Source organism: Halobacillus seohaensis, from assembly GCF_042663045.1.
Classification (GTDB): domain Bacteria; phylum Bacillota; class Bacilli; order Bacillales; family Halobacillaceae; genus Halobacillus_A; species Halobacillus_A seohaensis.
Map to the genome: position 1 here is coordinate 70305 of NZ_JBHSZV010000004.1, position 22593 is coordinate 92897.

The following is a 22593-nucleotide window of genomic DNA, read 5'->3' on the forward strand; positions in this document are numbered from 1 at the left end:
AGCAGGCTTTTCATGTATAGAATTTTGATTTAAAAATTATTGACTTAGAACTTGTACGTTTACACTTTGACGACCGAAGTTAAGCGCATCGCCACGGCTCTGCATGTATAGATCAATCTTATTACCATTGATCGCTCCACCAGTGTCACCAGCAATTGCGGTACCATAACCTTCAACATAAACTTTTGAACCTAGTGGTATCACGTTAGGATCAACAGCTATAACTTTTTGATTAGGGTTTTTATTCAAATCAATGCCAGTTGCCGTTACACCACTGCAACCATTACAATTAGCTGTATATGCAGTTGCTTCAACGTTTATTTCTTTTATTACATCATTACTAGTTGATTGCTTGGATGATGAATTTTCAGAAGTACTAGTTTGTTCAGCAGAAGCTGCTTCTTCGGCTGCTGCTTTTTCTTCTGTTGGTTCAGAAGCTGTTTCTTTAGGTTCCGGTGCTGCTGGAGTTTCGTTGACTACTCCACCTTTTACTGTGAATTCATCACCAGGGTGAATTAGTGAGCTGGAAAGACCGTTCCATGCCATAAGCTGGTCAACGGATACATTAAACTCTTCACCAATTCCAAATAATGTGTCACCGGATTTAACAGTGTATGTTTCTTTCTGTTCTTTTTTAGATTCTCCAGAAATAGTAAGCGTCTGATTTGTAACTATAAGATCTGAACTAAGATTATTTAACTCTTTTAATTTATCAACAGAAACATTATTTTCTTGAGAAATGCCCCAAAGTGTGTCACCTTTATTTACTGTATATTCGTGTGCACTTACTCCAGTTGCAAATGCACCTGTTAATGCTACTGTAGCTACTAATGCGAAAGCTGTCTTTTTCATTCGTAGAATCCTCCTCTTAAATTGCGTGTTTGTTATTACCACAATTACAAGATTAACAGATTCTCAGGAAAATTTAAGAACAAACAGCTAACAGTTTCTTTGCAACTGTGACGCTTGTTTTGCAGTCTGTTTACAAAATAGGTCTAAACACTCACTTATCTACAAAATCATACATGCGTTTATCTATTCTTGTCATAATACGCCTACAAAATAAATGATTACAATAGGGAATTTAAGAAATTATTGACTTATAAACCAAATAAAAAGAGAGAATCCTAGATAAGGGTAAATAGTTTCGTTATGGCGGAGAAAAACATTAAATAACCTATCAATTAGCAGACCAAATCGCATAAGGATTTGGTCTCTTGTTTTGTCCTTATAGATAAATGTTTATTGGATAATTTCACTTGGATTATCATACAAAATCGCAATCCAAATAACATTATGACAATAACTAATGTCAATGTGCTAATTACTATGTTGCTATTTGCTATGTTATTTTTATAGATCAAGTAGGTAATTGTGATTTTATGTAAAATAATTGTAGAGTCTGTGAAGGATTGTTCTTAAACAGAGCAAGATTGTTGAAGACTCGATTCCGAGATGATGGGGGTTCGTTAAGATATAAAGGATAAAAGATAGGGATGGCTTTGAAACAACTCGCTTTCCGGCGGAGGACTGGCCAAACTTCCTCCGTTATTGCGATTCCCTGTGGGGTCTTCATCGTTTCAAAGCCAACCTATTCAACTTGGAAGTGAACGAACCCCCGGCATAGGAGAATACGTCTTACCTATGCTATAAAATAAAGCCTCCCCCCACGATGCTTAGATATTAGGGTTGTTTAGCTCACGCCACCTGTTAGCTTAAGTGCTTCTTTTCTCAATTTTGTAATTCTCTTCGATATTTGAAAATATTTACGATAGATTCCTCTCACTATAATAATGATAGCCTTGCCCGTTTTTTCGCTTCACTGTATACAACGCATGATCCGAATGAATCAACAACTCTTCCGGGTTTTGTCCATCATGTGGATATACAGCAATACCCAAACTAAATGTAGGATTAATAATCGTACCATTTTGACAACGGTAAGTCGTATGAAGGACTTTGATAAGGTGTTGAATCCGCTTTTCCATATTCGAGAAAGAATTGACTTTTGTTAAGAGTAACACAAATTCATCTCCACCAATACGAGTTGCCGAGTCATGTTCCCCAATTACCTCTTTCAACCTGCGAGCAATTTCTTTCAATAGCAAATCACCTTCATGATGCCCAAATGTATCATTGACGGATTTAAATTTATCCATATCCAACGTAATCACAGATAGCAAACATCTATTTTTTTTTGCTTGTTCAAATGCTTTTTGCATTCTAACCTCCAACTGTAGACGGTTCGGTAATTCGGTCAGTGCATCGTGATTTGCAAGGAACTCAGTTTTCTTTATCGTATCCTTCATCTGCTCTTCCAGCAACTTCATTTGGGTCACATCCGCAACGTGCACAATCATCCCCTGCACTTTGCCATCGATAATATGCGGTATATAAGTCGCAAGGGAATGACGGGAACGACCACCTTTTGGATCATCAATTTCTCGTTCAAACTCTTGGGTTTCCCCTTTTAATGCATTTTCAATATATGGTAGGTTACTGCTATACAAAGGTCCGAGCAATTCCTTCATTGTGATTCCGATCATTTCTTCCTTTGTTCGATTAAACCAATCAAGATAGGCGTTGTTGGCAAAGCGACAAGTTTTATCATTATCCCAATAAGCAAGCAAGGCGTCTACATTCGAATCGAGTAATGCTTCCAGCAGTTCAACTTTTTCCTTAGTTTCCAAGATTTTATGCATGCCCGAACTTCCTCCTCGATAATAAATCGATATCAAATTAATTTCATAATTATATCATAATTAGCGTTTACTCAAAATGGAATTGTGTTGAGTTTTCCTGCCAAAGTCTTAAACACAAAACAAATGATCAGACATCGCTAATCAAAATGTTTGTTACGTTTTCTCTCCCGTTTGTTGAAGAATAAGCACATCACTTTTGTTATTTATTCATATTCAAACCAAATACTAATTTCACTTACTATGTCATCTTTAAATACTGGAAAATATCTTTGTAATTATATCAAGCTATAACTGTTTCATCCTATAAAGTGGTCACAGATGCTCGAGTCCACTAAAAAAGTCTTTACAAAGAAAATACAATGCCACCTACTATATATAGGTAATTCCCTCGACTTTGCCTTCTTTAAGCTTCCGTTTAACAAGAAAATACAAACAAGAACGCTTAGGCATTAAAAAACCAAGCGTTCTTGTTTGTTGTTTGAACTGTTATTTATGGTGCTAAACATAGTGTGTTTTAGTATGTTTATTCACCTGTTATTTTAGATGTTCTCCACGGTATCGGAACTACTTAAGATAAGGGCAGCCTCTCTTTTAAATTTAATTAATTGCAGCAACTTGTTTTTGTACTGCCGGATCTTGAAGGTATTCATCGTATGACATCTCTTTGTCAACGATCCCTTTAGGAGTAATCTCTATAATTCGATTGGCAATGGTTTGAATGAACTCATGGTCATGAGATGCAAAAAGAATAGACCCCTTAAAGTTAATCAATCCTTTATTCAATGAAGTGATGGACTCTAAATCTAAGTGGTTTGTCGGTTCATCCAACAGAAGCACATTGGCACCGGAAAGCATCATTTTTGATAGCATACAGCGAACTTTTTCTCCACCAGATAGAACATTTGATTTCTTCAAAGCTTCCTCGCCTGAGAAAAGCATACGACCTAAGAAACTTCTTAGGAATGTTTCAGTTTGATCTTCCGGTGAATATTGACGTAACCACTCCACTAGATTAATATCTGAGCGTTCGAAGAATTTAGAGTTATCCTTTGGAAAGTAACTTTGTGAAGTAGTTACACCCCACTTGTAGCTACCTTCATCTGGTTCCACTTCTCCCATTAATATTTGGAAAAGAATAGTTTTCGCTACTTCATTACTTCCTACAAGAGCGATTTTATCGTCTTTATTCATAGTGAAACTCACATTATCAAGAACCTTAACCCCATCGATGGTTTTTGAAAGGTTTTTCACCGTTAACAAATCGTTCCCTACTTCTCTGTCAGCTTGAAAAGAAATATAAGGGTACTTTCTAGTTGACGGCTGGATATCGTCTAAAGTAATTTTATCTAATAGCTTTTTTCTTGAGGTAGCTTGTTTTGATTTAGAAGCATTAGCACTAAACCTTGCTACGAACTCTTTCAAATCTTTAATTTTTTCTTCTTTTTTCTTGTTTTGTTCGGAAGCCATCTTTTGTGCTAGTTGGCTGGATTCATACCAGAAGTCATAATTCCCCACATATACCTGAATCTTACCAAAGTCTAGATCAGCAATATGTGTACACACATTATTTAAGAAGTGTCGGTCGTGAGAGACTACGATTACCGTGTTCTCGAAATCAATAAGAAAGTCTTCTAGCCACTGAATTGCTTTAATATCCAAGTGGTTTGTAGGTTCATCGAGCAATAATACATCAGGATTTCCAAATAACGCTTGAGCTAGTAATACTTTTACCTTATCAGAACTAGCAACTTCTGACATTTTTTTATCATGCAAATTTTCTTTTATCCCAAGACCTGTTAATAGTCTGGCGGCCTCAGATTCTGCTTCCCAACCATTCATTTCTGCGAATTCACCTTCAAGCTCAGCTGCTCTCATGCCATCTTCCTCAGTGAAATCACCTTTCATATAAATCGCGTCTTTCTCCTGCATAACTTCATACAATCTTGTATGGCCCATAACTACCGTTTCAAGTACTTGGTATTCATCATACTCAAAGTGGTTTTGTTTTAAGACAGCAAGCCTTTGATCATTTTTAAGTGACACGTCCCCTGTCTGCGGCTCCATCTCGCCACTAAGGATATTAAGGAATGTTGATTTTCCAGCTCCGTTTGCTCCGATAAGCCCATAACAATTTCCTGGGGTAAACTTTATATTGACGTCTTCAAAAAGCTTCTGATCACCGAAGCGAAGACTTACATTAGTTACATTTAACATATTGAATCCTCCCGTACATAAGTGTATAGCATACAAATTATATCATTCATTGCGAAAGTAGAATAGACATTAACTCTAGAATACCTGAACTTAAATAAAAAATCGACTTCCAAATGACAAGAAAAGTCACTAATGCTTTTATTTTCCCTTTGCAAACCAACGTTAGGAGGGCAAGTGGTATGAGGAAAATATAAAAAAAGAACCCTTATGGAAAAGGGCTCCGTTACTTTTGCTTATAGTATAAGCTATTATTGTCCACTACTTGCATTACTTTACTCGTTTTTTCCATCTCACTACCACATATTGGACAAATTGCTTCTTCTTCTGTTCTAAAGTTATCTCTCATCCAACAATTACAATCTTCAGCTTTACATTCCCAAATTTTTGTTTCTTCTTCAACAATCTCAGCTTGATTCTTTTTACCGAATGCCATACGTATCGAAGCCCCCTTTGGATATGTCCATTATGTAAAAGAGACTGACTAGCATTGAGTCAGTCCCTTTCCAAATTATAATTTAACTACATTAGCAGCTTGTGGTCCACGATCGCCTTCAGTAATTTCGAATTCTACGCTCTGACCTTCTTCAAGAGATTTAAATCCTTCTTCTTGAATTGCGCTGAAGTGTACGAAAACATCGTCTCCGCCTTCAACTTCGATAAATCCAAATCCTTTTTCTGCGTTAAACCATTTTACTGTACCAGTTGTCATAAAAATGGGTCCTCCAATATTTCTAAAAATTAATATGTGTTCCATATACTATGAAAAAAATCACATATTATAAAAAGTACCAAACAAAATTGATAACTCTTTATAATAAGTGATTTTAGGAGTTATGCATGGAATGGTTCCCTTTTATATACATATATAAATATAAACTAATTCGCCAGAAAAGTCAAGTGCTAGCATGAAATATTTCATGATTTAATTATACGCTAAGAGCTCTTAGCGTATTCAATTTTAATTTTTTTCAATAATTCCACAAGCTATTCGAAGTCCTGCATCTCCACTCGGCTGGGATTGATAATCATCCGGTCCTTGATGAATAATTAAAGATTTTCCAATAATATCTTCTACCCTGAAACGGTCTGTAAAGAAAATCATTCGTGCTCTTCCATGGTTTGAAAATAGTACAGGAAAATCACCTGGGTGGTTACCGTGTGGTTCTTCGTTAGGATTCCAATGACCTCCTGCAGAGTCAAATGGCTCATCGCCATCTCCTATCTCACATACCCCGTTTTCATGAATATGAAACCCATGAGGACCTATTTGCTTTCCATTCTTCTTTTCAAACATTGGTAATCCTTCTACTTGTACAATAACTTCCACCCCATAAGGTTGCTGAACAAAATTTGTCATTCCTTGTAATTGAGGAGCAAGTGGACTTGCATGAAATATGGCAATTGCACGGTCTTCATACATATTCCTTGGTTGATATAAAATCGGTTGCATTTGTATCATCGCCTCCTTATCCACATTTTATGTAAAACATGTGCAATTATGACCAAACCTTCTCTAACTTCAAAAGTCCTCTCCATCAACAATCTTCCGAAATATATGGAAAATAAATGAAGTAATAAAAACACTCGGGTTTTTTCTATTTATTTCCTTTTAAAAGATAGATTGCTTAAGTCAGTATTTATTACAGTAATTTTTATTATGCTAAAACAAGATCTATTATTATCAAAATCCAGATACAATGCTTTAATCTAAAAGTATGGGATGGAATTCCGTAAACCTTGCTAAATTAACAAAAAGAAGCAGTCCAATTTATTTGTAAATTGGACTGCTAGAACTTTTGACATTTAATATTTTGAATCGACACCTGTATTCCAATATCTTAAATTATTGTGAAATTTTAGTGAGAGAATCAAGTCGTTTCTGTAAATCTTCAATATCTATTTGGTGACGTAAACTATACATCAGCCTATCAAAGATACTTTCAACTTCCTTCTGCCATCTCACAAAAGCAGTGTTCACCTTTTCTTGAATTAGATCCTTAAAGTGTTGAGAAATTTGCTCATGACTATCCATGACTCCTTGTCGCAGAGGCTCTGAAATTAAATGAGCAATTTCATCTCTCATTTTCTCCTTTTCATTAGCTTCAAAAAATGATTTAGTACCTTTGAAAATCTTAAAAATTGAAGTTAAATCCTCAATAGCAACAGATAATGTCTGATTTATTTGTATGGCTTCCGTTTGTCCCCATTCATGATTTTCTAACTCTAAAGATGGTTTGATCCTTTTCAAACTAGTTAAGAGTTCAGTTTGATACTGATCGAGCATTTGTTGAGTGAAAGTTTCCATTCGAATTACCACAGCCCTTATTTCCTGATTCATTTCAAATTCGACTTCTTGCAACAATGCTTTTGCAGCTATTTTCAATTGTTCTTTAGCCTCTGTTCTTTGGCCATTAATCACAGCTGGATTAATATGACTCGTAAAAAAGTCATTAAAGTTAAGCATAAGACGTTCATGAACATAGTAAAGTTGTTTGTTTACTTTTTGACTGACCGCTTCATCTGCTCTTATGGTAGAAAATTGGTTAAAAACTTTATCGGCTTGATGCTTTTCAGATTCTAATTGCCTCAACTGTTCTTCTTTTTGCTGTTCATCTAATGAAGCATGATGAATAAAGGACTCAAATGTTGAAACAATTTCGCTAATATCGTGTTCGATCGAATGGTAAAGCATTTCTGCTAGTTCTTCTCTTAGAAAGTTTTCGAACTTTTGCTCAAAATCTGCTAGCCCGGAATGATTAATTGTAAGCTCTTTTTTTTCCTGTAAACCCTGAAGACTAGATAAAGAAAAGATTCTTGGTTTTCTAATTTGAAATTCCAATAACTGATCACGCAAGTAATCTTCAACTTGCAGCTTTTCCTCTTCTGATGAGGCTAAGTCCGCAGCGTTGACTATAAAAAACATTTTGTCCATCGAGAAAGCATCTTTCACACGTCCAAGTTGGGTAAGAAAAGATTGGTCTGCTTTTGAAAAAGGATGATTAAAATAAGTTACAAACAAGATGGCATCAGCATTTTTAATGTATTCAAAAGACACATTTGTATGTCTAGAATTAACTGAATCCGCTCCAGGAGTATCAACAAGAGTGATCCCCTCCCTCGTCCATTCACAGTCGTAAAACATTTCTACCCATTCAATAAAACACGACGTTCTCTCCTCGGATACATATGCTCCTACTTCATCCCATGCAATCATCATTGTCTCCCCAATGAAATCAAACATTTTTTGATATCCATTCACAAAAGCTCGTAAGAAGGACCGTTTTTTATGTGCTAAACGATTAAATGATGTTTCATCCCATTGCTGAATCGTATCATATATCTCAAGTAAATTATTATCTGGAAGAGACCAATCCGTAGCATAATTAAGATCAGCAATCAGTTCCGCTTCAGATTTCACTTTAACCATTACCGTTTGGTGTGGATAATCAACCGTTGGAGGAGATATTTTGTTGATCGTTGCTGTCGTTGGGTTAGGTGAAACGGGTAGCACATGATCTCCTAATAAAGCATTAGCAAAAGAAGACTTACCTGCACTAAAAGCACCGAATAATGCGATCGTGTACTGCCTATTAGCCAATCGCTGCTGTTTTTCCTCCAATTGACTTCTTAATCCTTGTAAACCATCGACACCATCAATAATCGCTTGGATTTGTTTAGCTTTTTCTTCTATATTATCAGTAAACGAAGAACGTCTAGTAACAAGTGACTCTTCACTTTCAGCAAATTCAGGGTAGTTTCCGCTTTTTACCGTCTGAGAAAGTTTAACCGGCGACTTCACTATAATGGCTTCAGAACGTTTATTTAATTCTTCTAGCACCCTGTCCATTGCCTCTTTAGAAACTTCTTTCTCTTTGAACGCAGAGGTTAATTGCTTTCTAAACTGTGAACTTTTGCGCTGAATTGTATTAATCTCCTCGTTAGCTTTTTCTTTTTGGTGAATAGCTTCAATCAAATCACGGTAAACAACGGATTCTGCATTAGTTTGTTGATTTAACTCGTTTTCTATTTCCTTCCACCATGCATTCATTTTGTTACGAGCTTGTTTCTGAATATCTTTTGTCAATTGATTAGTATATCTTAATACATACTCACCAGTCACCGCTGCACCTGACTCAATAAGCTGTGACACTCGATCAAAGGAATATATGAATTGAAATGTTTGTGCACTTTCCAAAAGAGCTTCGTTGATAATCTTTTGTTCCTCTAAATATGAAATAAGTCGCTCTTTTAAAGGCCATATTAAGTTTTTCTCCATTGTTTTTTCAAGCTCGTCTATGAATAACTCATAACGCTGCTGTTTTTCCTCTGCTGTTTTCTTTTTTGAAAACAGCAGACCAACCTTGAAGTCTGTCTGTGCAGATTCTAAATATTCCCTAGCCTTGTCCCTTAAGAAACTGGGCATTAAATAAGCATTAAAAATAAATTTAATTAAACGTTCCTGAAATTGTTCCTTTGCTTTAGGGATCCGGTCTTCTTGTTGTTTCAACAATGTTTCGGATCCATTAAAGTTTTCTTGTTCAATCGTCTGATTCGCCTTTTCTAACAACAGATCTAAGTTCTCTAACTTCTCCGCAAATTGCTCTGTAAATTCTTTCTCACTTACCTCTAAAATAGCCTCGGCATGTAATAATGCATGATCTGATATATGTTTTGTAGTGAACCGTTCCTCAAAATCCCTTTTTAAATCAGAGAGCCGATTGTATGGATGATTTAATTCTTTAAGAGAAGTATAATAGATACCTTCAGGGTGAATACCCCAATCCTTAAAAGATTCATTAACACTTTCTAGAAAGCGTTCGAATGAAAGTTCTTCATCCTTATGTTTGTCTACTTGATTAATCACGATAGAAAAAGGCATTTGACGTTTTTGCATTTCTAAAAGGAAATTGAGGTTAACTTCAGATTGAACATGATTATAATCCATTACATAATACATAAAATCCATTAAGTGTAGTGAAGACTCCGTTATTAACCGATCGGCATCATTCGCAGAATCGACACCTGGAGTATCTAAAATTTTCACATGAGAAGGTATACGTTCAATAGACCGGCTAATATCAATGCCTCGAATAGTGTCACCATCTCGACATAAAGTTTGAATCGTCTCAAGATCAAGTGAACCTTCATACTTCTCAGGCGGTACTTTATTATAATGAATCGTAGTAAAATCAGGACCATCAAACAATTTAACGATATTAGCACTTGTTGGAATAGGACTTGAAGGCAATATCGAACACTCTGCTAAATGGTTAATCATTGTAGATTTACCTGCAGAAAAATGTCCTGCAAATCCTATCATAACTTCTTGATTATGTAATTTATCGATCAACTCTAACAATTCCTCCGCTAAAGAAGGATAATATTGATTAACTTCTTCATACAATGCAGTAATTTGTGCAATAGCTGGACTATAACTTTTTGTCATGGGTACAGTCATAATTCTATTCTCCTTTAATCTACCAATTCCTTATTAGCCCCATTATAGCAGAAAGCTTATGTACTTTTGTTATAGATTTACTATATTTTAATCAAGTGGATATGTAAATTTCATCATTTGCTTTGATCCTGCTTGTACAACTTTTTGATATCTCTATACGATAACAACCCATAGTTACTTTGCGCCGCGTGAATCGCTTCAACTACCGCACGTTCTACCACATAGGTAGTTAAATAACTTAAACTATTTAAATCTACTTCGACATCATTCGTGCTCATCGTAAATATTGTATCTCCATCTACAAAAGTGTGCGAAGGCATCATCGTACGAGCAAACCCATCGTGAGCTATGGACGCGAGCTTATTAGCCTGTGATTTCGTCATTGAAGCATTTGTCACGACTACTCCCAGAGATGTATTTCCACTAAACCGATTGGTTCGCTGTGACTCCATGTCTTCTAATAAAATTCGTTCAGTTTTCATGAACTTTTGCTTATTTCGATCAAAAACACCTGCAATACGTTCACCACTAGAAGGATCGATAATGTCACCAAAACTATTGACCGCTACTACAGCACCAATTTGCAAATTTCCTACCTGAATGGCAAATTGACCAATTCCGCCCTTCATAGCTCTATCATTCCCTTGGCACTTTCCTACGGATGCTCCTGTACCCGCTCCGTAATTCCCACTTATGAAAGGAGGGCTTTCTAAAGCAATCTCTGCAGCTCTCACTCCCATTTCGGAATCAGGCCGAATGTCAGACGAACCAATATTAAGATCAAACAAAATAGCCCCAGGAACAATCGGCACTTTTGCCACAGTGACATCAAATCCACTATTTTCCTTTTCCAAAACTTCCATGACACCACTACCCACAGACAACCCATAAGCACTACCTCCTGCTAAAAATAGGCCGTGGATCTCCTCAACTAAATTTTCAGATTTTAGCAAATCCGTTTCTCTCGTTCCTGGCGCTCCACCTCGAACATCTACTCCAGCTAATACTCCTTGTTTTGATAAGATAACTGTACAGCCAGTCCCAGCTGCTTGATTCTGTTCATTCGCAAAGCAAAAGCCTTTAATGTCTTGAAGGTTTATTTCAATCAGTTTCATCTACTCTCCTTTAATGTTTTTAATTTAAGAAAAAAAGGTAAAGATATAATGGAGGTGTTATTATGACAAGATTACAATGGATTTTTCATGGACAAGTACAAGGCGTTGGTTTTCGAGCAACTGCTCAATCCATAGCTCAACAGCACGGAATTAAAGGTTGGATAAAAAATAGAGACGATGGAACTGTAGAAATGGAAGCCGAGGCTAGTGATGAATCTCTGCAAACCTTTTTGAAAACCATACAGGAAGAGCCTAATCCATTTATTAAAGTTCGTACTATAGATGAACAAACTTACCATAATGAAAAAGGACATAAAAAATTCAAAATCGCATACTAACAATAAACACACCGCACTACATAGAGGGCGGTGTGTTTATTACTTTATTTGTGCATAGGGCGGACAATAACTTCGTTCACATTCACCGTCTCTGGTTGTGTTAGAGCATAGGCTACTGCACTAGCAATGTCATCGGATTCCAATGGTGTCATGTTGCGATCTTTAAACATGTCGATCACATCACCATCGGTAATATGTTCCGTTAATTCTGTCTCAACAGCACCTGGTGATACATTCGTTACCCGTACACCTGATCGCGACAATTCTTTCTCCATCCCCATAGATAAAGCTTTGACAGCATACTTTGTCGCACTATAGACGGTGCTAGATGGGAATACTTCGTGTCCAGCTACAGAGGAGACATTAACAATATGTCCAGCCTCCTGTTCTATCATTGTCGGAAGAACTGCATGAATCCCGTATAGAACACCTTTAATATTTACATCAACCATTTGTTCCCATTCATCAATATGATCATTTTTTAGGAAAGATAAAAGCATAACTCCTGCATTATTCACGTATATGTCAACACGTCCAAGATCCTTCTTTGTCTGCTGAACAAGATTTTCTACATCGGAACGATTTGTTACGTCTGATTCGATGACTATAGCCTTCACAGCATATTTTTCTTGAATAGTTGTTGCCAGCTGCTGTAGTTTTTCTGAGCGTCTAGCGGCCAGAACGACGTTTGCTCCTTTATTGGCTAACTCTTTGGCTATAGCCTTACCAATACCACTACTTGCCCCGGTTATAATTGCTACTTTATTCGTTAACTGATCCATGAATTATTCCTCCTTTTACCTATCTTCTTATCTGATACCCTCTTTACAGCTTAATTATTCATAAATAAAAGCCACCTCCTGATAATCAGAGATGGCTTTCGTTCGTTAATTACTATTCTTGAAAGAATTTACGATTTAGTTCAATGTATTTGTTTTCTTGTTCAGGAACTTCATCCTCAATATAAATTGCCTCAACTGGACAAACAGCTTCACACGCGCCACAATCTATACAAATTGCTGGATCGATATAAAACATATCTTTACCCTCTTCAATACAGTCAACTGGACAAACATCGACACATTCGCCAGCTTTCTCGTCTTTACAAGGGGAAGTTATTACAAATGCCAAGTGAATCTCCTCCTTCTCAGAAAATTAAAGATGTATATATACATCACTAAGGGAAGCTTAAAGAAGTTCCCTCTACACATGATAACGATTATCTATTAATTACGCAATCCTACTTGCTAGTTAAAAGTGGAAAGCATTAATCTTGCCAAATTCTTTCAACTGTATATTCGCCGCCCTGCTTTTGAACTAAGAAGATATCAGGACGGGAGAGACGCTTCCATTCGTTGAAACCAAATTCACGATTATATTTTTGGAGGAGTAATGCCATAAGATTACCGTGAGTAACTAAAAGAACATTTCCCGATTCTTTTTCAAGTTCCTGAACCAAGGAAACCACACGCTTTTTGGCTTCAGAAGAAGATTCTCCACCAGACATTTTAAGCTCAGGATCCTGAAAAGTGTCATACAGGGCTTCTTCCCAATCGTCTAATGGAGTATGACTTAAAATACGCTCTTCCAATCGCTCATCCCGCTCAATCTCAATACCTTTGTTAAGGGCAAATGGCTTGATCGTTTCAATTGCACGTAAGAAAGGACTTGAAACAATACGATTAATTTCATATCCGGAATGCTCTAGAAATGTAGTTAACACTTGTGCCTGTCGAACACCCAACTTTGTTAATGGTGAGTCCTCGTGCTGTCCTTCTGTCTCACTATGGCGTACTAAAATAAGTTTGTCCATCTTTTGACTCCCCCTTCTAACTTTCACCTTACTACTATTATCAATGATAGAATGGCTATTGACAAGAAGTGAACAATGGTTTCTTTTGAAATTAAGCTACTAAGCTTTAATATTTTACCCATAAAAACATCAGGCATTCTTTCTTTAAATACAAAAACAGGAGTGAGTCCTACACACTCCTGTTTTTACACTTCCTTAAAATAATCTTTGTAGAAGCCGCCTATTCTTCCCGAATTATCAAGAACGAAGTAAAATTCTTCACTTTCGTTTTTAACATCGTATACTTTACCTGTAGTCAGTACGTTATTAACTACAAATTTTTCAGCTTCGTTGTGAATACATTCAACTTGTTTAATCGTTGCTGCTTGGTCCCATGTTTTATGAATCATGCTCGTCCATCCCCCTTTTATGTCTATCATACATAAAATAGCTTTTCGACTCAATTCGTGAGAAGTCTTTGATACCATTCGGCTGATTTTTTCACTTCAGCTTGAGTCAAGCTATGACCCTGTTTTTCCCAATGGGTTTCTACAGAAGCACCAGCCTCTTCCATAAGCGCCTTTAGATCTTTTGTTTCCTGAGCTGAACAGATAGGATCGTTTTCTCCAGCACCAATAAATACAGGGGTAGAAGACAAATCAGGAAGTTCTATTCCTCGTCTTGGGACCATTGGATGGTATAAAATTGCCGCTTTCAAACTGTTGTTGTAATGGAAAAGCAGGCTTCCTGCTATGTTAGCTCCGTTAGAATACCCTACAGCAACTATTTTTTCCCGATGGAATCCATATTCATCAGCCGCTTCATCTAGAAATGAATTCAACTCCTCTGTACGATAGATCAAATCCTCTTCATCAAATACACCTTCGCCTAATCGCCGAAAAAATCGAGGCATGCCTTGTTCAGAAACATTACCTCTAACAGATAAGATAGCTGCCTCTGGATCGATCATTTTAGCCAATGGAAGTAAATCTTGTTCTGTTCCACCAGTACCGTGTAAAAATAATAAAACATGATTATCTTTTGATCGTCCCTCTTTAAAAATATGTTTCATTTTCATAATTTCTACCTCCTAATTAACATAATATAATTATCGTTCTTTTAATTGTTTCACCGATATTTTATCTTTAATTCGAGATATTGTCAAAAATTCAATAGACATTCTCACCTACTATCTCGAAGTACTATGACCCGTTTTTTTGTATCCCAAACTCAATCAATTGAAATAGTTGATCTGCCATTTCTTGGTTGCCTATTTTACTTTTATAAGGAAAAAGAATCGCATGAAAAATAATGTCTGCTATAATTCCTGTATCCACCTTCTCCCCCCATATGTTCTCACTCTTTGCCGCTTCAATCCAATGAACCATTTTGTCATACGTTTTTCGATGCTCTGCTGCTAGTTTAGATTGATAAAAGGAAGCTACTTCTTCATTACTCGTTTGTATATCACGAATCATTCGTTCCACTTGATGAATTTGAGCATGATCTAACAATATAAACAATAGCTGTTTAAGCTTTTCATTTGCAGGTAGTTGACATGAAATAGCTTCTATTCGTTCGTTCATTTCCTTCATAATTCCTCGTAAATAAGCGACCAATAAATCCTCTTTACTGCGATAATATTCGTAAAGCGTACTACGTCCTACATCAAGGATTTCTGAAAGTTTTTTAAAGTGAACGCCATGAATTCCTTCTTTTTTAAGTAATTCTCTTGTTGCTTTGAATAGTTCTTCTTCCGTTAGTGATTTTTTTCTCCCCATGGACGTTCCTCCTTTCACTAGTTATCGCGTATCCAAATCATACCTATAAAAAAAGCAGGCTTCAAATGCCTGCTTTTCTCTATTTAAATAAATAGCTTAAATATCCATAACCCCTCTCGTCTAAATTTTCTTTTGATATAAATTCGAGTGCAGCTGAATTGATACAATAGCGCATTCCACCTTGTTCAACCGGACCGTCTTCGAATATATGTCCTAGATGAGAATCAGCTTTATCACTTCGAACCTCCGTACGAACCATACCGTGGGAAGCATCAACGTTCTCTCGCACTTGCTGTTTTTCGATAGGTTTTGTAAAGCTTGGCCACCCGCAGCCTGCATCATATTTATCTTTCGAACTAAATAAAGGCTCCTTCGATATTATATCAACATAAATCCCCTCTTGCTCATGATCATGGTATTCATTTTGAAAAGGACGCTCTGTGCCATTTTCCTGGGTTACATGATATTGAGTCGGAGATAATTTCTGTTTGAGTTCTTCTTTATCCTTCGTTACGCTCCAATGATCTTTTATAAAATCGGCTCGTCCAGATCCTTTTTTATATCGTTTATAATGGTAAGAATTTTTTTTATGATATTCCTGATGTTCGTTTTCTGCTTGATAAAAAGTTTTCGCTGGTAGTATATCAGTCACAATCGGTTGTTTAAATATATTTGAAACTTCTATATTTCGTTTACTTTCTTCAGCCATTTGCTTTTGTACTTCGTTATGATAATAAATAGCCGTCTTGTAAGATTCTCCCCGATCAGCAAACTGTCCGCCTGCATCGGTAGGATCAATCTGCTGCCAGAAGATTTCTAGAAGTCGTTCATATGGAAAGATATCCGGGTTATAAACAATCTGAACAGCTTCCCGGTGGCCAGTTGTTTCAGTGATAACTGACATATACGTTGGATTATCTGTATGGCCTCCTGTATAACCAGATGTTACTGATAAAATGCCAGGTCTTTCTTCAAATGGCTCAACCATACACCAAAAGCATCCACCTGCAAATGTAGCGACTTGATTTTCTTGATTCATATGAGGACCTCCATTGTTACAATTTTACTAACGTGTTTCTTATTTTTGCGAAAAAACAAGAAAAAATCAAGTCACACGCACAGCCTAGATATACAACTTAGGCTGTGATGTTCCTTGAGATGGAGTAGAATGTCTTCTTTTTTTGGACTTTGATTCATTCTCATGTTTCCTGTTTTCTCTCGATCTAGTGGAACTTTCTTCTTGCTTAGTCCTATGCTTAGAATCGTAGGATTTTCTTTTATTTAAACTTCTCCCATTTTTGCTAGGCTTTTTTTCTTCAGAGGCTCTAGATCGAGGTCTGTTTTCTTCTTGTTTATCAGCACTCGGTCTCGATTCACTCCGTTTTCTTTTTTTAGAACTTTTCCCACTAGAACTTTCCTCTTCCTCTTCATCGGATTCGTTCATAAGCTTCATCATATTGATCATAGCAGGTATGTTTTTCATCATGGGACCGTACTGTTCTACCATGGGGGCAGCTGATTGCATGGCTTTTAGTGCACTTTGAATTTGATTGAGCCATCCTGTCCCTCCGGCAGTCTGAGCGACTTGAGACGGGGGCCCAAAAAACGGTGAACCTCCGAATCCGCCTGAAGCTGCTTGTGGGCCTCCCTTGTTTAAAAACTTCGGCAGTAAACCTCTAATATTTTGAAATTGTTGTTGAGGTTGAGCTCCTGGATAATTTCCTGTAGGGCCAAAAAAGGGTGGTTGATTTCTATACATAAAGACCCCTCCGTAACTTGTCATAAAATAGCCTATGCAACTAACGGAGCAATCGTATGGGCCAGCAGAGGTTTATTTTTCTAATTCCCAGTCCACAGGACCTTCTCTTTGTTCGCTAAGAAACTCATTAGCTCTAGAAAATGGGCGACTTCCGAAAAATCCTTTATATGCAGATAATGGGCTTGGATGTGGTGATTGAATGACTAGGTGCTTGTTTTGATCCACAGATGCTGCTTTTCTCTGGGCAGGTTTCCCCCATAAAATAAAAACTACAGGACGTTCTCTCTTGTTTAGAACAGCTATGACTTTATCCGTGAACCTTTCCCACCCCATATTACGATGAGAATGAGCTTGATGGGCTCGAACAGTTAATACGTTATTTAATAACAGCACCCCTTGTTCAGCCCATGAAACCAGGTTTCCATGCTGTGGAGGGTCTATCCCTAAGTCACTGGAGAGCTCTTTATAAATATTTTTTAAAGAAGGAGGCACTGCAACACCTCGTTGCACGGAAAAACTGTAACCATGGGCCTGACCTTCCCCATGATACGGATCTTGACCTATAATCACAACCTTTGTTCCGCCAAAAGATGTATGATGCAGAGCAGCGAAGATTTCATTCATTCGAGGAAATATTCTTTCTGATGCATACTCTTTTTTTAAAAATTCACGCAGGTCCAAATAGTAATCTTTTTTCATTTCATCTGATAACATGGTAGACCAGTCGTTTGAGAACACTGTCATAACTATCACCTTTACTTCTTGTTCATTTTAATATTCCCCTGATTTTCGTTTAATTATTTCCTGGGCAAGCGCAGGAAGTGACATCATTTGAAATTGACCTCATCATTTAGTTGACGGAATGAAGCGAAATTAATCGGTATTTGCAAACTGTTGCATTATCTTTTAGTAACAGTTCCTTAATCTCTCCTGAACCAATTTGATCTGATCCAATATTTCTTTTAATATCAATCGTTTCATTCATCGGAAATAATTTGTATCCCTCAAAAGTAATTTCAAATAAATTATCATTTGAATTGACCCTTTTTTCTTTTCCACCTGTAATTAATGCCCATTCCATTGAAAGCGGTGTTGACATTGTATGACCTCCTTATCTTATTGAAACGTAAATTCAACGGAAGAGCCTTCTTGTCCCGAATGAATTTGTAACTTAGCAGGAATTTCTTCTTTCAGTTGAGAAACATGTGAAATAATACCTAACATTCTATTCCCGTCCTGGAGACTTCTTAAGCATCCTATCGCTTGTTCAAGAGAAACCTCATCTAACGTTCCGAACCCTTCATCAATAAATAAGGTTTCTAACTGTACGCCCCCTGCATGTGATTGAACGACATCGGCCATACCAAGGGCTAGACTTAAGCTTGCTTTGAATCCTTCTCCACCAGACAATGTACGAACGGAACGCTTTTGTCCAGTATGATGATCAATCACTTCTAAATCAAGACCACTTTGAGCTCCTCGTTTAGCTACCCCATCGCTACGCAACAGCTGATAACGATGATCACTCATCTGATCAAAGCGAATATTCGCTTGCACTAGGATTTCATCCAAGTATGAAGCTAACACGTAGCGTTCTAAAGAGAGTTTTAGTGGGTTGTCTCCTCGTGCGAGATTTGATAATTCAGCTAAATCATAATATTGATGAGCAAATTCTTTCTGTTCATTCATCAATTTATCAATGGAGGAAAGAACCGTTGTATTTTGTTTAAAAACCATATTCATTTCATTTACAACTTCTTGTTTCTGATAAGTTTGTTGTTTTTGTTCTTCCCATATTGCTAACATTTGATTAAGTGCAGGTCGTGTTTCTTCCTTGAGTTTTACCGAAAGTTCACTTAATCGTTCTTGTATAATCCCCTTTCGTTGATTATAAGTATTGAGACGTTCAATTGATTGACTGATATCGTCCGATTTCATTAGAGCTTTTCGGTAAGTTTCTTCACTTGAAAAATTGAATTGGTCAAGGGTTTCTTTGAACTCTTTTTTCTTTTCCTCAAGTATTTTTTTGGTTTGATCTAGGTAGCGATTTAATTCTTCTTCTTTCGTACGTGCTTGCTGGAACTGATCGGATTTAACTTTGAAGCCTTTTTGTACCTGTTCCCATTTTTCGGTGGCTTGTTGATATGCCTTTTCAGCTTCTGCTACCTTATCAGCCATTTCTTGAGCATCCATAGTATCGAAAGCATAGGTGTTTTTTAAATTTTCTAGCTGCGTTTGTATGGCAACTTTTTCTTGAAGCAATTGATTATGATGTTTATTTAATTCTTCTTCTTGTTCAATTAACTGATTAAGGTTATCTTCTAGCTTAGCAAGTGTATCTGTAGCTTCGTGGATCTTATTCAATTGCTTATTCGTCATTTCCCAAGTTTCTTGAAGCTTAGTTATCCACTTCTCTATTCGGGTAAATGCCTCCAGGATCATTTCGGTAGAAAGTTCCCCTTCTATTTGTTCTGTTAAGTCATTCAGCAATGTATCAACGAGCTGTTTTTGAGATGTTCCTTGAGCTCTAGCAGTCGTCATCTCTTCATGTTTGCTCGTATATTTTTGTTCGTAATGCTCATATGATTTTTTAAGTCGATCCATTTCTTCATTTGATTTTACTCCATCTGGCTTTTCTGCTACAGACGGATGGTTAGTGGATCCACACACAGGACAAGCCTGTTCAGTTGTTAGGTCTATAGCCAAGTGGTAGGCTCGATGCTGTTTCAATTGCTCTACCGCTTCATCATACTGGGCCTTAGCCTTCTCCTTTCGTTCAAAAAATGTAGTAGCTTCTTCTTTTAAAGTTTGATATTTTGTTCGCAGTTGTTGCAGAGTTTCCCATTCTTTCTTGAGACGTGTAGTCTGATCTAAAGATCGCTTTGCATCATCTAACTTTTCTTTCGTATCGTAGACTTGTGACGTTATTTCTCGTTCTTTAGAAGAGAGATCAGTTAAGTTCTCCTTTTCTAACTGCTTCTCCTTTTTACTCTTTGAAATTTTATTCAATCGATCTTGGATATTAGATTGTTTGTTTTCCATATCATTCAATTGTTTTTGTAGCTTGAATAATTGGTCTAATTTCTCACGCATTTCTTCTTTTCTTTTCACATCTTCTTTTAATTGTTCCCGTTCTTCCTCTTTTGAACTTTCTTTTTCATAGCTGGCTAATAACTGTTTATATTCTTCCTCGACTTTGGTACGAAACTGCTTTTGTTCGAGGAAATCTTGCTCTAGTTTAACAACATCGCGATTACGTTCCTCTACTTGTTGTTCAACAGGTTTAACTTCATTGGCTTGTTTAGCTAACTCAATCATCTCACTCAAATGATTGTAGTGAGATTGTTGATTAGAAAGTTCAGCTTGTTCATTTCTTAACTTTTCTTGTTCTGCAAATAAATCTTCTATTGATTTAGCTTTGTGGTAATTCTCTTGAGCCTCTTCGGTCGATTTTGATAACTTGGACAATTCTTCTTCTTCGCTTTTCTTTCGAATAGATTGCTCATTCAAAGTCTTTTCTAATCGATTTCGTATGATTTGAGGATCCTCTTCTCCGGTCGATTCCTCATCCGGGAGCCAATGAATTTTTTCTATCTCTTGATCCAGCTTCCATTGATATTGCTCCATTTGTTTTTCTAAGGATTTTGTTAAATCTTTAAAGTGCTCAGATAACTGGGAAAAGAAATGGGTGTGGAAGATTTTTTGTAAAATATCTTCCCTTTCCTTGCTGTTTTCAGAAATCAGTTTCCGAAATTCTCCTTGAGGAATCATAATCATCTTCCTGAATTGATCATAGTCCAGACTTAATAGTTCTTCGACTGTATCGTTCACTTCTTTAATCTTTGAAGCTATTAAACGTTCTTCACCATTACTCATTATATATAATTGGGCACGAGTCGGTTCTTCCTTGTACCCTTCCCCACGTTCTTTCTTTTTCCATTGTTTCGGCATACGTTCAATTCGGTATTGCTTCCCCCGAAGCATAAAAGAGAAATCTACATAAGTCGTATCCGTATCAGCAGCAAAATGACTTTTCAACGTGTCTTGATCCCGATCTGTTCCACTTGCTCTACCATAGAGGGCAAAACACATCGCATCAAAAATCGTGGTCTTTCCTGCTCCAGTCGGCCCCGTTACTAAGAATATGGATTCTTCACCTAATTGGCTGAAATCGATTGTTTGCTTTTGTTTAAACGGCCCAAAAGCATTCAAAACAAGATGTAAAGCCTTCACATTATTTCCCCCTTTCTTTTGAACGTAATTCTTCAATTGCTGTTTGAATTAGCTCTTTACGTTGTTCTGGTAAATCATCACCCTTAATATCTTTATAAAAAGCCGTAAACAAATCAAAAGGAGCAAGTTTCTGTCGAGATTTTAATTCCTGCAAGTCTTCCTTTTGTTTACTAGGTGAAAATGCCACTCTCTCTAAATGGAGAATGTTTGGATACACTTTCCTCAATTTCCCCATTGGGTCTAAAATTTGTCCATCATCAAGGAGACGTATATGCAAGTAATTGTTAGGATTTTGGCTCGATTGACCTTCCAATAAATTAGAAAAATACCCTTCTACAACTTCAAAGTCGCGTTTTGGAATAAGTGGAATTTTTTCAATGTCACATGATCCATCATCTTTTAAATCTACTAAAGTTACCGATTTATTGTGGTTAGCTTCTGAAAAGGAATATTTCAGTATAGATCCACTATAGCGAACGGAATCTCGTTTAATTTTTTGAGATTGATGGAGGTGACCTAAAGCAACATAAGAAAATTGCTCAAAAAGAGATGCATCTACGTACGGAGTTCCACCTATCATCGATAATCGCTCTTCAGATTCCGATTCCATTCCGCCTGCAATAAACGCATGACCGATCCAAACGTGACGTTCTGTTGGCTCATATTGCCTCATTATAAATTCTATTAACCGTTCCGTGGCTTGTTGATGAGTTTTAATTGACGGATCTTCTAACATGTATGCTACTTCAGCAGGTTCCACATATGGAATTAAGTGAAAATGAACCGGGCCCACTTCGTCATTTAAAGTAACAGCCTCGTAGTCTTTAGATAACTTGGTATCCAAATAAAACCCCTGTTTTCTAAATAATTTAGATCCAAATTCCAGACGATCAGGACTATCATGATTGCCTGAGATCGCAAGAACCGGGATATTTAAATCATTGATCAACCTCGTTAATGTGTGATTTAATAATTCAACTGCTTGTTTAGGAGGTATCGAGCGATCATATAAATCCCCTGCAATAATAATGACATCGGGGTGTTGTTCCTGTACGATTTCTATAAATCTTTCAAGGATATATTGTTGATCTTCTGTCATGTAGACATTATTGACGATTTTTCCCAAATGCCAATCGGCTGTGTGCAAAATTCTCATTTTTCTCCAACTTTCTCTAGCAATCTTGTTGTTTCTATTATACTA

The 22593-nt window shown here is 36.8% G+C and carries 21 protein-coding genes; 1 reads left to right on the top strand and 20 read right to left on the bottom strand.

The features are described from left to right. Positions 1-36: 36 nt before the first annotated feature. From ACFQIC_RS00595 to ACFQIC_RS00630, 8 genes are all read right to left on the bottom strand, one after another. Positions 37-852 carry a LysM peptidoglycan-binding domain-containing protein gene (locus ACFQIC_RS00595; RefSeq protein ID WP_204706253.1) on the bottom strand — a complete coding sequence of 272 codons (816 nt, stop codon included), beginning with the start codon at positions 850-852 and terminating at the stop codon, positions 37-39. A 914-nt stretch (positions 853-1766) separates the two neighbouring features. Then, positions 1767-2702, bottom strand: coding sequence for a diguanylate cyclase domain-containing protein (locus ACFQIC_RS00600; protein ID WP_204706255.1), 936 nt, complete (start codon positions 2700-2702; stop codon positions 1767-1769). A 597-nt stretch (positions 2703-3299) separates the two neighbouring features. Then, positions 3300-4916: an ABC-F family ATP-binding cassette domain-containing protein gene (locus ACFQIC_RS00605; protein ID WP_204706257.1), complete on the bottom strand. Its 1617-nt coding sequence runs from the start codon at positions 4914-4916 to the stop codon at positions 3300-3302. 223 nt (positions 4917-5139) lie between these two features. Then, positions 5140-5349, bottom strand: coding sequence for a cold-shock protein (locus ACFQIC_RS00610; protein ID WP_204706259.1), 210 nt, complete (start codon positions 5347-5349; stop codon positions 5140-5142). A 75-nt stretch (positions 5350-5424) separates the two neighbouring features. After that, positions 5425-5625 (bottom strand): cold-shock protein, encoded by a 201-nt coding sequence (locus tag ACFQIC_RS00615; protein ID WP_204706261.1) that lies wholly within the window; start codon positions 5623-5625, stop codon positions 5425-5427. Between the two features lie 249 nt (positions 5626-5874). Continuing rightward, a complete protein-coding gene (locus ACFQIC_RS00620; protein ID WP_204706263.1) occupies positions 5875-6366 on the bottom strand; it encodes a superoxide dismutase family protein in 492 nt (163 codons plus the stop codon). Between the two features lie 393 nt (positions 6367-6759). Next, complete coding sequence (locus ACFQIC_RS00625; protein ID WP_204706265.1) at positions 6760-10374, bottom strand: dynamin family protein; 3615 nt, start codon at positions 10372-10374, stop codon at positions 6760-6762. Between the two features lie 113 nt (positions 10375-10487). Then, the gene (locus ACFQIC_RS00630) at positions 10488-11489 is read right to left on the bottom strand and encodes a P1 family peptidase (protein ID WP_204706267.1); all 1002 of its coding nucleotides are present in this window, start codon (positions 11487-11489) and stop codon (positions 10488-10490) included. Positions 11490-11551: 62 nt separating this feature from the next. Here ACFQIC_RS00630 and ACFQIC_RS00635 point away from each other — a divergent pair, with 62 nt between their 5' ends. Continuing rightward, the gene (locus ACFQIC_RS00635) at positions 11552-11827 is read left to right on the top strand and encodes an acylphosphatase (protein ID WP_204706268.1); all 276 of its coding nucleotides are present in this window, start codon (positions 11552-11554) and stop codon (positions 11825-11827) included. Positions 11828-11871: 44 nt separating this feature from the next. Here ACFQIC_RS00635 and ACFQIC_RS00640 read toward each other — a convergent pair whose 3' ends face one another. From ACFQIC_RS00640 to ACFQIC_RS00695, 12 genes are all read right to left on the bottom strand, one after another. Next, entirely contained in the window at positions 11872-12609 is a 738-nt protein-coding gene (locus ACFQIC_RS00640; protein ID WP_204706270.1) for an SDR family oxidoreductase, read from the bottom strand. 112 nt (positions 12610-12721) lie between these two features. Next, entirely contained in the window at positions 12722-12958 is a 237-nt protein-coding gene (locus tag ACFQIC_RS00645; protein ID WP_204706272.1) for an indolepyruvate ferredoxin oxidoreductase subunit alpha, read from the bottom strand. A 136-nt stretch (positions 12959-13094) separates the two neighbouring features. Continuing rightward, positions 13095-13640 carry a histidine phosphatase family protein gene (locus ACFQIC_RS00650; protein WP_204706274.1) on the bottom strand — a complete coding sequence of 182 codons (546 nt, stop codon included), beginning with the start codon at positions 13638-13640 and terminating at the stop codon, positions 13095-13097. 185 nt (positions 13641-13825) lie between these two features. Further along, the gene (locus tag ACFQIC_RS00655) at positions 13826-14029 is read right to left on the bottom strand and encodes a DUF6501 family protein (protein ID WP_204706276.1); all 204 of its coding nucleotides are present in this window, start codon (positions 14027-14029) and stop codon (positions 13826-13828) included. A 50-nt stretch (positions 14030-14079) separates the two neighbouring features. Beyond that, positions 14080-14691, bottom strand: coding sequence for an alpha/beta hydrolase (locus tag ACFQIC_RS00660; protein WP_204707540.1), 612 nt, complete (start codon positions 14689-14691; stop codon positions 14080-14082). 130 nt (positions 14692-14821) lie between these two features. After that, entirely contained in the window at positions 14822-15400 is a 579-nt protein-coding gene (locus ACFQIC_RS00665) for a TetR/AcrR family transcriptional regulator (protein ID WP_204706278.1), read from the bottom strand. Positions 15401-15479: 79 nt separating this feature from the next. Beyond that, positions 15480-16439, bottom strand: coding sequence for a peptide-methionine (R)-S-oxide reductase MsrB (msrB, locus tag ACFQIC_RS00670; protein ID WP_204706280.1), 960 nt, complete (start codon positions 16437-16439; stop codon positions 15480-15482). An 84-nt stretch (positions 16440-16523) separates the two neighbouring features. After that, positions 16524-17159, bottom strand: a complete 636-nt coding sequence (gene vrrA / locus ACFQIC_RS00675) for a VrrA/YqfQ family protein (protein WP_390216893.1) — start codon at positions 17157-17159, stop codon at positions 16524-16526. 72 nt (positions 17160-17231) lie between these two features. Next, on the bottom strand, positions 17232-17903 hold the full coding sequence (locus tag ACFQIC_RS00680) for a uracil-DNA glycosylase (RefSeq protein ID WP_204706284.1): 672 nt from the start codon (positions 17901-17903) through the stop codon (positions 17232-17234). A 106-nt stretch (positions 17904-18009) separates the two neighbouring features. After that, positions 18010-18258, bottom strand: a complete 249-nt coding sequence (locus ACFQIC_RS00685) for a DUF2584 family protein (protein ID WP_204706286.1) — start codon at positions 18256-18258, stop codon at positions 18010-18012. Between the two features lie 17 nt (positions 18259-18275). Beyond that, positions 18276-21392 carry an AAA family ATPase gene (locus ACFQIC_RS00690; RefSeq protein ID WP_204706288.1) on the bottom strand — a complete coding sequence of 1039 codons (3117 nt, stop codon included), beginning with the start codon at positions 21390-21392 and terminating at the stop codon, positions 18276-18278. Position 21393: 1 nt separating this feature from the next. Next, the gene (locus ACFQIC_RS00695) at positions 21394-22548 is read right to left on the bottom strand and encodes an exonuclease SbcCD subunit D (protein ID WP_204706290.1); all 1155 of its coding nucleotides are present in this window, start codon (positions 22546-22548) and stop codon (positions 21394-21396) included. Positions 22549-22593 lie beyond the last annotated feature (45 nt).